The organism is Rhodanobacter sp. UC4448_H15 (assembly GCF_052978265.1).
This window is the reverse complement of the sequence record NZ_CM129665.1, coordinates 2,834,760-2,848,492: the sequence shown is the minus strand read 5'-3', so window position 1 is coordinate 2,848,492 and position 13,733 is coordinate 2,834,760. Positions and strand designations below refer to the sequence as shown.

Here is a 13,733-nt window from a genome sequence, read left to right as displayed (position 1 = left end):
CCATGGTGCTGGAGCGCGCATTCTACCGGCGCGACCCGCGCACGGTGGCGCCGGAACTGCTGAACAAGGTGCTGCGGCACGCCGACGGCCGCAGCGGCCGCATCGTGGAAACCGAAGCCTACTGCGGGCCGACCGATCCGGCCGCGCACTCCTGGCGCGGCCGCACGGCGCGCAATGCGACGATGTTCGGTATGCCGGGGCTGCTCTATGTGTACTTCACCTACGGCATGCATTGGTGCTGCAACCCGGTCTGCGGCGAGGAGGGCGAGGGCGTGGCGGTGTTGTTGCGCGCGCTGGCGCCGCTGGACGGGCTGGCTGCGATGCGCGCCGCACGCCCCGCCTGCCGCAGCGATCGCGACCTGTGCCGCGGACCGGCGCGGCTGTGCCAGGCGATGGGCATCGACCGCGCGCAGGACGGCATCGACCTGGTCGACGGCGCCGGCGGCTTCAGCATCGTCGACGATGGCGTGCCGCCGCCGGCCGCGCCGGTGATCACGCCGCGCGTCGGCATCACCCGCGCGGTCGACGAGCCGTGGCGCTGGTACGTGCCGAACGACCCGCACGTCTCGCGTCGCTGAGCGGAGGTGCTTGCCGCGCAGACCACATGGAATTGACGGCAGGTTGATCGCGCGCGGTACACGGTACCCAGCCTCACCACCCATTGCGGAGCCTGCGGCCATGCCTTATTCCTCCATCAGCAACCTGCCCGATTCCGTACGCGACCACCTGCCCAGGCACGCGCAGGAGATCTACAAGGAAGCATTCAACAGCGCCTGGGACGAATACGCCGACAAGGACGAGCGGCGCGGCGACGAGTCACGCGAGGAAGCGGCGCACAAGGTCGCCTGGTCGGCGGTCAAGCAGAAGTACGAGAAGGGCCGCGACGGCAACTGGCACGCCAGGTAGCCGGGATTCGGGGTTCGGAGCCGGGGACCTGCGTCAGGCGTGCGGCAGGCCGCGCGCCTTGAGAAATTCGCGGGCATTTTCGGCGTCGTGTTCGAACCACGCGCGGGTCGAGCCGAGACGGAACGAATAGCCCCAGGCGTCCATGTCGCGCATCAGGCGTTCGCGGCCCACGCCGGGCAGCTCGTCGGCCAGCACGATCTGCAGGTAGCAGGTGGCGTCTTCTTCCTCGATCGAATCGGTGGCGTCGGTATGGACGTCCGGACGTCTGTCCGCCGGCAGCACGATCAGGTGGCCGGCCTCGTGCAGCAGCGAGTGTGCCGGCGTGTCGTCGCGGGCGTAGACGGTGGTGCCGATGATGCCGGCCTCCTCCTCGCCCCAGAAGCTGCCGGGAATCGGTTCACCCGCCGCCACCCGCTGCAGGTGCAGGCCGAAGCGGCCGAGCAGCGCCGCGGGCGCGTCGAATCCGATGTCGGCCATGCGCAGCACGGTGCGGGCCGGATCGCCGGAAGGTCGCGTGATGTCGGGATGCATGGTCGTGCGCCGGGCGCGTGCGGTGGCGGCGGAGTGGAGCCGGACAGGGTGCCGGCGGGCTGTCGAATGATGAAAACCGGCTGGCCGCGGCTCAGCCGGTCCTGGCTTCGTCCTTGTTCTCGCCCTTGGCCGCCTGCTTGCCTTCCGGCAGGGTGACCGAGAGTTCGAGGATCTCGTGGCCGCTGTCGCGCTCGAAGTTGATGTTGATCGCATCGAGGTCGACGTGGACGTATTTCTTGATCACTTCGAGCAGTTCGTTGCGCATCATCGGCAGGTAGTCCGGTGCGCCGCGGGTGGAGCGCTCCTGCGCCACGATGATGCGCAGGCGTTCGCGCGCCACCGTGGCGGTGGCTTCGGGCTTGCGCTTCAGGAAATCGAGAATACCCATCGTGATCAACCTCCGAACACGCGCTGGAGAAAGCCCTTCCTGGGCACGTCGATGAAGCGCAACGGGCGCTCTTCGCCGAGAATGCGGGCCACCGTGTCGCCGTAGGCCTGGCCGGCCTGCGAGTTGGCGTCGACGATTACCGGGATGCCGTTGTTGGAGGCGGTCAGCACGTTCTCCGATTCGGGGATCACGCCGACCACCTCGATGCCGAGGATTTCCTCCACGTCCTTCACGCTGAGCATCTCGCCGATCGCCACGCGCGCCGGGTTGTAGCGGGTCAGCAGCAGGTGCTGGGTGACCGGGGTCTCGCCCTTCTCGGCGCGCCGGGTCTTGCTGGCGAGCAGGCCGAGGATGCGGTCCGAATCGCGCACCGAGGACACTTCCGGGTTGACCACCACCACGGCGTGGTCGGCGAAGTACATCGCCAGGTGGGCGCCCTTCTCGATGCCGGCGGGGGAGTCGCACACCACGTACTCGAAACCCTCCGCGGACAGGCCGTCGAGCACCTTCTCGACGCCTTCCATGGTCAGCGCGTCCTTGTCGCGGGTCTGGCTGGCGGCCAGCACGTACAGGTTGTCGTAGCGCTTGTCCTTGATCAGCGACTGCTTGAGCGTGGCCTCGCCGTGCACGACGTTGACGAAGTCGTACACCACGCGGCGTTCGCAGCCCATGATCAGGTCGAGGTTGCGCAGGCCGACGTCGAAGTCGATCACCGCGGTTTTCTTGCCGGCCATGGCCAGGCCGGTGGCGAGCGAGGCGCTGGTCGTCGTCTTGCCGACGCCGCCTTTGCCGGAGGTGACAACGATAATCTCAGCAGTCAAGGGCCCATCTCCGCGTGGTTGTTCTTGTTGTACAGGATGCGTGGTGAACGATCACAGCCTGGCGATCAGCAGCTTTTCGCCTTCCAGCCAGCATTGCACGGATTGACCTTCGAGTTCGGCCGGAATCTGCTCGAACACGCGGTACTGCCCGGCGATCGCGACCAGCTCGGCGCGGAAGCCGGAGACGAAGATGCGCGCCTTCTCGTCGCCTTGCGCGCCGGCCATGGCACGCCCGCGCAGGCCACCGTAAATGTGGATGTTGCCGTCGGCGATCACCTCCGCGCCGTTGGCGACGGTGCCGGTGACGATCAGGTCGCAGTCACGCGCGTAGACCTGCTGGCCGGAGCGCACCGTGCCGATGTGGTGCTCGGTGCTTTGCCGGTTGCCGGCGGCGGGGGTGGACAGGATCGGTTCGGGCGGCGGCGCGGGTTCGGTGCGCGCCGGCTGGGCTGCCGCCGGCGCGGCCGCGGCCGGTTCGTACGCCGCGCGGAACTTGGCGATCAGCGGCAGGCCCATGCGCTTGGCCAGCGCCTCGGTCTCGCTGGTGCCGTAGGCCAGGCCCACCGGCAGCATGCCGGCGCTGCGCACGGCCTCCAGCAGGGCGTCGACCGCGCCGTCGTCGGGCAGGCTCGACAGGTGGCTCAGGTCCAGCACTACCGCGGCGCGGGCGAACATCTGCGGCGCGGCGCGCACGCGGCGTTCGAGTTCGTCGCACAGCGCGGCGGCGTCGACCCGGCGCACGCGCACGCAGGCGATGCCGACCTGGCCGAAGCGCAGGTCGCAGGCGTCGTTGGTTTCGGCGCGGGCGTTCATGCGTGCCGCTCGCGGGCGATACGCCGCTGGCCGCTGTCGTCGTGCGGCAGCTCGCGCTCGGCCAGCCACGCCGTGTCGGGCAGCCCGCCGTGCTCCAGCCAGGTGTCGCGGACGTACGCGTAGCTGGGCAGGTCCTTCGCCAGCAGGCTGACCTGCGGGCCGTCGGGCCCCATTTTTTGCTGGTCGACCTCCTGGAAGCCGTAGGTGCCGTGGAACAGCACCACCACGTCGTCGCGCGGCTCCAGGAACACCTCGCAGGTCAGCAGCGGCACGCGCACTTCGGCGTAGCTGTGCACATCGCTGTAGAAAATGCGGCCCAGCCCGTGGCGCCGGTAGGCGTTGGCGATCACGATGCGGTCGATGTAGACGAACTGCGGGTAATGCGCCGCGAACCAGCGGTAGTTCGGGCTGTCGTAGTCGAGCCCTTCGCGCAGGGCGATCAGGAAACCGGCCATGTGGCCGTCGATCTCGGCGACACGGAAGTAGTTCGCGTGCTCGAAGAAGTAGCGCAACTGGCCGGCATCGAGGGTGAGGATGGAGCGACCGGCGGCGTTGTTGAGCGCCAGCACGGCATCCAGGTCGTGCTCGCGCACGTCGCGGATGGCAAGGGCCATTCGTTGCTCCGCAATGGTGGAATCGGGACAGGAGTCGACGGTGCGGCTCCCGGACGGCGCATTATGCCATGCGGCTGTCGCGCTGGCATCAAGCCGGGAACATGTAAAACCGGCGTAAAGCGGTGCCGGCAAGGCCTGGCCGGGCGTGACTTCCCGCGCATTGCGCGCGTGGCGCGCTCCCCTATGATGCCGGGCATGCAATTGTCCAACTTCAACCACGTGCGGCTGCTGCGCTACGCCGGCCTGTTCACCTACCTGTGCGTGGGTACCCCGCTGATCACCAGCTGGGCGGCCGAACGGGTGAGCCTGCTGCATCGGCCCAACCTCGCGTTGCTGATGTGGACGCTGTGCTACCTGCTGTTCGGCCTCCTGTACTGGGTGGTCACCAGCAACCTCGGCCAGCGCCGTTACCAGGGGCTGCGCCTGATCGGGCTGGTGGCGATGAGCTTCTTCGCGATGGCGGTGGGCTGGTACAGCCACAGCGGCCTGTCGGCGATGCTGATGGCGATCAGCGCGGTGGCGTTGCCGTGGCTGCTGCCGGTGTGGCTGGGCGTGCTGTGCATCGTGCTGCAGAACCTCAGCCTGGTCGCGGTGTTCGTCAACTTCCCCGAGTACGACCACAGCGTCGGACTGGCCTTCCTGCAGACCAGCATCTACCTGGGCATCTCGGCGCTGACCTACATCGCCTCGCTGGCGACCAGCCAGCAGGCCGAGCAGAGCGACGTGCAGCGCCGCCTGAACTCCGAGCTGCGCACCACGCGGGCGTTGCTGGCCGAATCGAGCCGGATCGCCGAGCGCATGCGCATCGCACGCGACCTGCACGACCTGATCGGCCACCATCTCACCGCGCTCAGCCTGAACCTGGAAGTGGCCTGCCACCTCACCAACGAGGCGGCCGCGGCGCACGTGCGCAAGGCGCAGAGCACGGCCAAGCTGCTGCTGGCCGACGTGCGCGAGGTGGTCAGCGAGTTGCGCCAGGACGACTCGATCGACCTGACCCAGGCGCTGCGCGGCCTCACCGAGGGCGTGCCCGGCCTGAACGTGCACGTGGCGATGCCGCCGCGCTTCAGCGTGGAGGACCCGCAGCGCGCCCAGGTGCTGCTGCGCTGCGCGCAGGAAATCGTCACCAATACCGCGCGACACGCGGGCGCGCGCAACCTGTGGCTCAATTTTGCCTACGCCGAGGCCGGCCAGCTGGGGCTGCACGCGCGCGACGACGGTCGCGGCGCCGACCAGGTGGCCGAAGGCAACGGCCTGTCCGGCATGCGCGAGCGCCTGGCCGAGTTCGGCGGCAGCGTGTCGCTGGATGCCGGCCTGAGCCGAGGCTTTGCGCTGACCGTGCGGCTGCCACTGGGCGAGCAGGCGGCGCTGGCGCACACGCCCTCGCGGTTCGAGCCGCCGGCGCTGGATGTTTCGTAAGCGGTTCGGCGGCAGCCCTTGTGCAGGCGCGGTCGCCCGCGGCGGAAGCCGTGCAACAATACGGCGCTTACCTAGGGGCACCACCCAGCCAGCCGCCAGTCACCCATGACCGAGGATCCCCGATGATTTCCGTCTGTCTCGTCGACGATCAGAACCTGGTGCGGCAGGGCGTCCGTTCGCTGCTGGACCTGGCCGAGGACATCCGCGTGGTGGCCGAGTGCGCCGACGGCGCGCAGGCCGTGCTGGAGGTGCCGCGGATCAAGCCCGACGTGATGCTGCTGGACCTGCGCATGCCGAACATGAGCGGGCTGGAAGTCCTGCAGGCGCTGTCGGCGCGCAACGAATTGCCGCCGACCATCATCCTGACCACCTTCGACGACGACCAGCTGGTGCTGCAGGGCCTCAAGGCCGGCGCGCGCGGCTACCTGCTGAAGGACGTCTCGCTGGAGCAGCTGGTCGAGGCCGTGCGCACCGTCGCCGCCGGCGGCTCGCTGGTGGCGCCGATGGTCACCCAGCGCCTGATGGCCGGCGTGGCGCGGATGCAGAACCAGTTCACCAGCCTCGAACAGCCCGACCCGCTGACCGAGCGCGAGACGGAGATCCTGCGCCTGCTCTCCGGCGGCTACAGCAACAAGGAGATCGCCAACTCGCTGAAGGTGGCCGAGGGCACGGTCAAGAACCACGTCTCCAACATCCTTTCCAAGCTCGGCGTGCGCGATCGCACCCGGGCCGTGCTGAAGGCGCTGGAACTGGGCATCGTATGAGCTCCGACGGGGTTGCGCGCCTTGGGTGGAGCTGCCTTCGCGGCCGCGGCGGGAGCCTCTGCGGGCGGATGGCGTTCAAGCCCGCGAGCAAGTAACATCGGCGGCTTCGGCGTTTGCCGACCCCCGCTGCTGCCCCCTGGGCCCGCGCAGCTGTTGGGGCACACTCAAGGTATGGCGTAAAGACGCTTCGGAGAACTCTGGAATGATGCGTGTCTTTGAATTTCTGGTTGCCCTGGTCATCGTCGCGGTGATTGGCGTGGTGGCGGCGGTGGTCATGCCCTCCAGCGGGCACGTCGAACGCTCACAGGTTGTCGGCAAGGACATGCGCCAGGTGTACGACCTGCTGAACAATTTCCGGCGCTTCCCGGATTACTCCGTGCTCCGTTCACAGGACAGCGGCGTGCAGTTCAAGTTCTCCGGCAAGGCGTATGGCCCGGGTTCCGAGATCAGCTGGACCAGCACCGACCCCAAGCTGGGTGACGGCGGTCTGACCATCGCCAGCGCCACGCCGCAGTTCGACCAGATCGACAACAACACCCAGGATGCGACCATCGTCTGGAACCTGGACAACAACTGGCGCGGTCTGGACAAGCATTTCACGCTGGATCTCGAGCGCCAGGGTCACGGCCGCCTGACCCAGATCACCTGGTCGTACGACGTGCAGTACGGCTGGAACCTGATCAACCGCTTCGCGAACCTGTACATCCACGGCGATCCGGACTCGTTCATCCAGTTCAGCCTGAACAACCTGCAGAACGTGCTGGCCGGCGTGGCCAACGTCGACTACAGCGGCCTGATGCCGAAGATCGCGCAGTCGCAGCCGACCCCGGTGCTGTTCGTCACGCGTCACATCGACCGCAGCAAGGGCGGCTCCGAAGTGCTCGACGACATCCTGGCGCAGTCGCAGACCGAGCTGAAGGCGCAGGCCAAGAAGCTGGGCGTGAACGTGACCGGCCCGGCGATCCTGTTCATCACGAACTACGGCGATCCGGATTTCGATTTCGACGTGGCCCTGCCGATCGACTCCAGCACGCTGACCATCAACGGCCAGAGCGAGCAGCTGACCGCTCCCGTCGCGCCCACGCTGGACGCGACCGCCGCCGCCGAGCCGGCGCCGTCCGCTTCCGCCGCAGCCGCCGCCGCGGCCGCCGCCACGGCCGGCACCCGCGACCGCTTCGGCAACCTGGTGGTGGAAGGCGATGTGCGCGGCATGATGGCCTTCGGCGGTTCCACGCTGCAGGGCATCTGGGAAGGCACCTTCAACGGCGTGCCGCAGACCGTGAAGATGCTCACCGCCTACGCGCAGACCCACGGTTACAAGTTCGACAGCACCGTGAACCCGCCCTACGACATCGTGGTCGCGGCAGAGGTGAGGGATTCCACCGGTGCGATCACCAGCTACGCACGCCACCAGGTGTCGCTGCCGCTGCTCGACGCGCCGGCGCAGACGCCGGAGCAGGAAGCAGGCCTGCTTCCGCCCGAGCAGAACGGTGCACCGGCGGCCGCAGGTTCGGCGCCCGCACCGGCCGCCTCCAGCGCACCGGCTGCGGCTGCCACTGCCGCCGAATAAACCTGGCGCACGGCAGCTGTTCGATGAAGGCCCTTTCGTGACGAAAGGGCCTTTTTCTTGGGCGCCCCTGCGACTGCACGCCGGCCGTGCGCGCGGTCGCGGCGCTCTTGCGGTACATTGCCGGGACACTCCGGCGCCCCGACTGGCCGGCGGCCAGCGCGTCGCCAGCCCGGCCACAGCCCGCTCGCGGACATGATCGAAACCGACAAACTCACCCGATGCTACGGCAACCTCACGGCGGTGGATGCATTGAGCATCCGCGTCGAGCCGGGCCAGGTGCTGGGGCTGCTCGGACCCAATGGCGCGGGCAAGTCCACGGCCATGCGCATGATCGCCGGCTTCCTGGTGCCGACCTCCGGCAGCGCGCGGGTGTGCGGTTACGACGCGATGCGCGAACCGCTGAAGGCCAAGCGCGCGCTGGGCTATCTGCCCGAGGGCGCACCCAGCTACGGCGAGATGACCGTGCGCGAGTTCCTGCAATTCATCGTGCGCATCCGCGGGCTGCGCGGCGAGGCGGGCTATCGGCGCATGGATGCGGTGGTGCAGCAACTGCAGCTGGACGAGGTGCTCGGCTTGGGCATCGACACGCTGTCCAAGGGTTTGCGCCGACGCGTGGGCCTGGCCCAGGCGATCCTGCACGACCCGCCGGTGCTGATGCTGGACGAACCCACCGACGGCCTCGACCCGAACCAGAAGCACGCGGTGCGCCAGCTGATCGACATGATGGCGCGCGACCGCACGATCCTGATCTCCACCCACCTGCTGGAAGAAGTGCACGCGCTGTGCAACCGGGTGGTGATCATCGCCCGCGGCAAGCTGCTGGCGGATGCCACGCCCGCCGAGCTGGAGGCGCGCTCGCGTTATCACGGCGCGGTATCGTTCAGTGCGCCGGGCAGCGGCATGTCGCAGGAAATGCTGGGCCGGCTGCCGCAGGTGGCCGGGGTGGAGATCGATCCGCTGGACGGTCGCGTCACGGTGTTCCCCAAGCCGGGCGAGCGCATCCTGGAACCGGTCGAGCGGCTGTTGCAAGAGCAGGGGCTTGAAGTCTCCGAGATCCAGCTCGAACGCGGCCGCCTCGACGAGGTGTTCCGCCAGATCACCAGCGGTGAGGAAGTCGGCCGCGGGGTGGCGGCATGAGTCCGGTCAACGCGGTGGTGCGGCGCGAGCTGGGCAGCTACTTCGCGACGCCGGTGGCCTATGTTTTCCTGGTGATCTTCCTGGTGCTCGCCGGCATCCTGACCTTCTACGTCGGCGATTTCTACGAGCGCGGACAGGCCGACCTGCAGCCGTTCTTCGTGATGCACCCGTGGTTGTACCTGATCCTGGTGCCGGCGATCACCATGCGCATGTGGGCCGAGGAGACCAAGGGCGGCACGCTGGAACTGCTGCTGACCCTGCCGCTGACGCTGTGGCAGGCGATGCTCGGCAAGTTCCTCGCCGCATGGCTGTTCATCGGGCTGGCGCTGGCACTGACCTTTCCGATCTGGATCACCGTCAACTACCTGGGCGCGCCGGACAACGGCGTGATCCTGGCCGGCTACCTGGGCAGCTGGCTGATGGCCGGCAACTTCATCGCCATCGGCGCCTGCCTGTCAGCGCTGACGCGCAGCCAGGTGGTGGCCTTCATCCTCACCGCGCTGGTCTGCGTGCTGCTGATCCTGGCCGGGCAGCCGCAGGTGCTGGATTTCTTCCAGGGCGCGCTGCCGCGGCGCCTCATCAACGCCGTGGCGCACCTTTCGATGCTGCGTCATTTCGAGGCGATCTCGCGCGGTGTGCTCGACCTGCGCGACCTGCTGTACTTCGTGCTCAGCACGCTGGGCTGGCTGGTCGCCGGCGTGTTGCTGCTCGACCTCAAGCGGACGCGCTGAACGATGCCGCGCCTGCGCCTGCCCCGCCTGCTCACCACGCCGCTGCGCCTGACCCGCAGCAGCTGGCTGTACGCCGGCCTGGTGGCGCTGGTGCTGGTGCTGGTGCCGCTGGTGGTGGCCAGCAGCCGCTGGCTGCATGCCACGCGGATCGACCTGACCGCTGACCAGCTCTACACGCTGACGCCCGGCACGCGGCACATCGTGGACAGCCTGCAACGGCCACTGCAGCTGACCCTGTACTTCTCCGAGCACGCCACCCGCGACCTGCCCAAGCTGCGCAGCTACGAGCGGCGCGTCAACGAGATGTTGCAGGAGATGGTGGCGCGCTCGCACGGGCGCATCCGCCTGCGCGTGATCGACCCGGTGCCGTATTCGGACGACGAGGCGGGCGCCGAGGGCAGCGGGCTGATTGCCGCCAATGGCGGCAGCAACGGCGAGCGGGTGTTCTTCGGACTGGCCGGCAGCGCCATGGCGCCGGGCGAGGCGCGTGGTGCGGAGGACGCCGGCACGCCGGAAAAATCGCTCTCGATCGCGTTCTTCGATCCCTCGCGCGAGGCCTTCCTCGAATACGACATCGCCAAGCTGCTGTACGAGCTGAACCAGGTGCGCAAGCCGGAGATCGGCGTGCTCAGCTCGCTGCCGGTGCAGGGAGACCTGGCGCTGGGCGAGCAGCCCTGGGCGGTGATGCAGCAGCTGGGCCAGTTGTTCGAGCTGAAGACCCTCGACGCCGCCACCCTGCAGCACGTGGATGATCGCCTGAAGGTGCTGCTGCTGATCCACCCCAAGCAGCTGCCGCCGGCCGCGCAGTACGCGATCGACCAGTACGTGATGGGCGGCGGCCACCTGGTGGTGTTCGTCGATCCCGATGCCGAGCTCGACGCCGCACCGTTCACGCCCGACATCAGCGGCTTGCCTGCGCACGCCTCGGACCTGCCGCGCCTGTTCGCCGCGTGGGGCGTGGAATACCAGCCGCGCGAGGTGGTGCTGGACCGCAGCCGCGGCCTGCAGATCGAGCTGGCCGGCAGCAGCCTCAACCATCCGGCAATGCTCGGGCTGGGCGACCAGGAGCTCAACCGCAATGATCCGGTGACCGCCAGCCTGCAGCGCATCAACGTCTCCAGCATCGGCCATTTCGACCTCACCCGGACCGCGACCGCGCGGCTGGTCCCGCTGCTGCAGAGCAGTGCCGACGCCGAGCTGGCGCCGACCCAGCGGGTGATGGATGCCAGCAGCGACCCGACCAGCCTGCTCGAAGACTACAAGGCGGACAACGCGCACTACGTGCTGGCGGCGCGGTTGCGCGGCACCTTCGTCAGCGCGTTTCCCGAGGACGCCGGCAAGCCGGGCCACCGTGCGCATTCGGCGGCCAACGCACAGGTGGTGCTGGTGGCCGACACCGACGTGCTCAGCGATCGTCTGTGGGTGGAGCCGCAGACCGTGCTGGGCCAGACCATGGTGCGCATCTTCGCCAACAACGGTGATTTCGTCACCAACCTGGTCGACAACCTCAGCGGCTCGTCGGCGCTGCTGTCGATCCGCGCGCGCTCCACCTCGCAGCGGCCGTTCACCCGGGTGCAGGCGCTGCGCAACGTGGCCGACCAGAAGTTCCTGCAGAAGGAGCAGGAGCTGGAGAAGGAGCTGGCCGACACCCGCCGCCGGCTGGACGAGCTGCAGCCGGCCAAGGGTGCGCGGTCGAGCACGGTCACCCCCGAGCAGCGCCGCGAGATCGAGCAGTTCCGCCAGCGCCAGCTCGCCATCAACAAGGAGCTGCGCGACGTGCAGCACCAGCTCAATGCCGAGATCGACGCGCTGGGCCTGCGCGTGAAGGTGATCAACATCGTGCTGGTGCCGGCGCTGGTGGTGCTGATCGGCCTGCTGTACGGCTGGCGTCGCACCCGCCACGGCCGGCGTCGACGCTGATGGCGGCAATCTGCCGCAAGCGACCGTCCGCGGCAGGGCAGACGGGGCCGGCGCGGCGCACTATGCTGGGCGGTGGTCGCCGGTCGTGCCGGTGCTGACGGACGTGGAAGCAAGCCGATCGTGATTGCAACGCTGTTGAAATGGGTGGTGCCGTGGGAGTTCTCGTGGCTGTTCCTGGCCACGTTCGTGCTGGCCTGCGTGCTGTACTGGCGTGGCAGCCGCCGCCTGCAGGTGCCGCCCAGCCGCCGGCTGGCGTTCTGGGTCGGCATGGCGATCATCTACCTGTCGCTGCACACCTATCTCGATTACTACGCCGAGCATGAGTTCTTCATGCATCGCCTGCAGCAGTTGCTGTTGCACCACCTGGCGCCGCTGCTGATCGTCATCGCCTATCCGGCCAGTGCGCTGCGCGCCGGCCTGCCGCTGGCGTGGCGGGCGCGGTGGCTGCGGCCGTTGCAGCGGTCGTGGCCGTGGCGGTCGGTGATGGGCGTGCTGATGAATCCCACGATCGTCACCGTGCTGTTCGTGGTGTTCGTGCTGATCTGGCTGATCCCGGGCCTGCAGACGCTGGCGATGCTGGACTGGCGCGTGTACCGCTTCATGAACTGGACGATGCTGCTCAGCGGCTTTGCCTATTGGGCACTGGTGCTCGATCACCGCCCGCATCCGCCGGGTCGCATGGTGGCAGGCATGCGCGTGCTGTCGCCGGCGATCACCATGACGCCGCAGATCCTGGCTGGCGCGATCATCACGTTCTCGCGCACCGACCTCTATCCGATCTTCGAGATCTGCGGCCGCGCGTTTACCTTCAACGTGCTGACCGGGCAGATGGTCGGCGGGCTGATCACCTGGGTGCCGGCGGCGCTGATCGAGTCGGTCGGCGGCCTGATCGCGCTGCGCCACTGGATGCGGTTGTCACGCAACGGGCGCCTGCCGCGCAAGCCGCTGCCGCCGGCGGTGATCGCCGGCAGCGCGCACGACTGAGCGGGTTGAATCAGTGCCCGGAATGGGCAGACGCGGGGGCCTCGTCGCCCAGCGCATTGGCGGGGCGGGCGACGAAGTCGACCGGCAGGCTGCTGCCGTCGTCGAATTGCAGTTGCATTTGCACCCGATTGCCGGGTAACACCGCCGCGGCCGGTTTCATCAGCATCAGGTGATAGCCGCCGGGCCCCAGCACGACGCTGCCGTGCGCGGGGATCGCCAACGATTCGACCATGGCCATGCGGCTCATGCCGCCCTGGGTCGAGCTGTGGTGCAGCATCACTTCCGCGTATGCCGTGCTGCGCGCGCCGGTCAACGCAACCGGCTGGTCGCCGCGGTTTTCCAGCGTGACGTAACCCCCGGCCGGCAACGTGCCGGGCAACACGCGAATCCAGGCGTGGCTGGCGTGCACCTGGTCGGCGGCCGCGGCATGCACGCCGGCAGCGAGCGACAGTCCGGCGAGCAGGGCAAACAGGCGGGCGTGCTTCATGTCGGTTCTCCCTGGTCGAGCAGCAGTTGCAGGTCGTGTACCAGGTCGTCCTGCTTGTCGGCCGGGGTGTACAGCACGCGCGGGTTGCCGTCGCGGTCGAACACGTAGATCGCCGAGCTGTGGCTCACTTCGTAGTTGCCGTCCTTGCCGGACGGCTCGCGGGTGAACGCGGAGCGGTAGCGCTTGACCAGCGCCTCGACCGCACGCGGTGCGCCGGTGAGCCCGATCGCATGTTTGTCGAACGCGTTGACGTAGCCGTGCAGCACGGCCGGCGTGTCCCGCGTCGGGTCGACACTGACGAACAGGATGCGTGCGCCGTCGGCCTGCGCGCCGAGCTTCTTCATCACCACGTGCAGTTGGGCCATGGTCAGCGGGCAGACGTCCGGGCAATGCGTGTAGCCGAAGAACAGCAGCACCACCTTGCCGCGATAGTCGGTGGCGGACACCGGCTTGTTCTCGTCACTGGTCAGGTTGAACTCGAGCTGCGGCATGTGGCCGGTGAGGTCGGTCAGGCGGAACGGCAGCGGCGTCGCGCCGTGGCAACCGGCGAGCAGCGTGCCGGCAACCAGCAGCGCAAGCAGGGCGGCAAGGCGGGTGCGAAGTGACTTCATGCGAGAATCCTGCAGCTTCATCCGTTCAAGCATACGA

General features: G+C 68.3%; 16 protein-coding genes. 9 read left to right on the top strand and 7 right to left on the bottom strand.

The annotated features are described in order from the left end of the window. Positions 1-2: 2 nt before the first annotated feature. Both ACVCMI_RS13200 and chaB read left to right on the top strand, forming a co-directional pair. Entirely contained in the window at positions 3-578 is a 576-nt protein-coding gene (locus ACVCMI_RS13200; RefSeq protein ID WP_447099441.1) for a DNA-3-methyladenine glycosylase, read from the top strand. Positions 579-678: 100 nt separating this feature from the next. Continuing rightward, positions 679-906, top strand: coding sequence for a putative cation transport regulator ChaB (gene chaB / locus ACVCMI_RS13195; RefSeq protein WP_447098514.1), 228 nt, complete (start codon positions 679-681; stop codon positions 904-906). Between the two features lie 33 nt (positions 907-939). On the opposite strand, the gene ACVCMI_RS13190 is transcribed toward chaB, so the two are convergent. The 5 genes from ACVCMI_RS13190 to ACVCMI_RS13170 form a co-directional block, all read right to left on the bottom strand. Next, complete coding sequence (locus ACVCMI_RS13190; RefSeq protein ID WP_395119475.1) at positions 940-1,437, bottom strand: hypothetical protein; 498 nt, start codon at positions 1,435-1,437, stop codon at positions 940-942. A 91-nt stretch (positions 1,438-1,528) separates the two neighbouring features. Further along, a complete protein-coding gene (gene minE, locus ACVCMI_RS13185) occupies positions 1,529-1,825 on the bottom strand; it encodes a cell division topological specificity factor MinE (protein WP_395119473.1) in 297 nt (98 codons plus the stop codon). 5 nt (positions 1,826-1,830) lie between these two features. After that, on the bottom strand, positions 1,831-2,646 hold the full coding sequence (gene minD, locus ACVCMI_RS13180; protein WP_395119471.1) for a septum site-determining protein MinD: 816 nt from the start codon (positions 2,644-2,646) through the stop codon (positions 1,831-1,833). Positions 2,647-2,697: 51 nt separating this feature from the next. Then, positions 2,698-3,459: a septum site-determining protein MinC gene (minC, locus tag ACVCMI_RS13175; protein WP_395119469.1), complete on the bottom strand. Its 762-nt coding sequence runs from the start codon at positions 3,457-3,459 to the stop codon at positions 2,698-2,700. Continuing rightward, positions 3,456-4,073 carry a GNAT family N-acetyltransferase gene (locus tag ACVCMI_RS13170; protein ID WP_395119467.1) on the bottom strand — a complete coding sequence of 206 codons (618 nt, stop codon included), beginning with the start codon at positions 4,071-4,073 and terminating at the stop codon, positions 3,456-3,458. The genes minC and ACVCMI_RS13170 overlap by 4 nt, the downstream gene beginning before the upstream one ends. Positions 4,074-4,268: 195 nt before the next feature. Here ACVCMI_RS13170 and ACVCMI_RS13165 point away from each other — a divergent pair, with 195 nt between their 5' ends. The 7 genes from ACVCMI_RS13165 (at position 4,269) to ACVCMI_RS13135 (ending at position 12,598) form a co-directional block, all read left to right on the top strand. After that, entirely contained in the window at positions 4,269-5,492 is a 1,224-nt protein-coding gene (locus ACVCMI_RS13165) for a sensor histidine kinase (protein WP_395119465.1), read from the top strand. Positions 5,493-5,614: 122 nt separating this feature from the next. Then, positions 5,615-6,256, top strand: a complete 642-nt coding sequence (locus ACVCMI_RS13160; protein ID WP_395119463.1) for a response regulator — start codon at positions 5,615-5,617, stop codon at positions 6,254-6,256. Between the two features lie 202 nt (positions 6,257-6,458). Further along, on the top strand, positions 6,459-7,826 hold the full coding sequence (locus ACVCMI_RS13155; protein WP_395119461.1) for a polyketide cyclase: 1,368 nt from the start codon (positions 6,459-6,461) through the stop codon (positions 7,824-7,826). A gap of 192 nt (positions 7,827-8,018) precedes the next feature. After that, on the top strand, positions 8,019-8,963 hold the full coding sequence (locus ACVCMI_RS13150) for an ABC transporter ATP-binding protein (protein ID WP_395119459.1): 945 nt from the start codon (positions 8,019-8,021) through the stop codon (positions 8,961-8,963). Further along, positions 8,960-9,694 (top strand): ABC transporter permease subunit, encoded by a 735-nt coding sequence (locus ACVCMI_RS13145; RefSeq protein WP_395119457.1) that lies wholly within the window; start codon positions 8,960-8,962, stop codon positions 9,692-9,694. The genes ACVCMI_RS13150 and ACVCMI_RS13145 overlap by 4 nt, the downstream gene beginning before the upstream one ends. Before the next feature lie 3 nt (positions 9,695-9,697). After that, entirely contained in the window at positions 9,698-11,614 is a 1,917-nt protein-coding gene (locus tag ACVCMI_RS13140) for a GldG family protein (protein ID WP_447098515.1), read from the top strand. 120 nt (positions 11,615-11,734) lie between these two features. Next, positions 11,735-12,598, top strand: a complete 864-nt coding sequence (locus tag ACVCMI_RS13135) for a cytochrome c oxidase assembly protein (RefSeq protein WP_447098516.1) — start codon at positions 11,735-11,737, stop codon at positions 12,596-12,598. Positions 12,599-12,608: 10 nt separating this feature from the next. On the opposite strand, the gene ACVCMI_RS13130 is transcribed toward ACVCMI_RS13135, so the two are convergent. Together ACVCMI_RS13130 and ACVCMI_RS13125 are read right to left on the bottom strand one after the other, a co-directional pair. After that, the gene (locus ACVCMI_RS13130) at positions 12,609-13,085 is read right to left on the bottom strand and encodes a copper chaperone PCu(A)C (protein ID WP_447098517.1); all 477 of its coding nucleotides are present in this window, start codon (positions 13,083-13,085) and stop codon (positions 12,609-12,611) included. Beyond that, positions 13,082-13,696, bottom strand: coding sequence for an SCO family protein (locus tag ACVCMI_RS13125; protein WP_395119449.1), 615 nt, complete (start codon positions 13,694-13,696; stop codon positions 13,082-13,084). Before ACVCMI_RS13125 ends, ACVCMI_RS13130 begins: the two co-directional genes overlap by 4 nt. Positions 13,697-13,733: the final 37 nt, after the last annotated feature.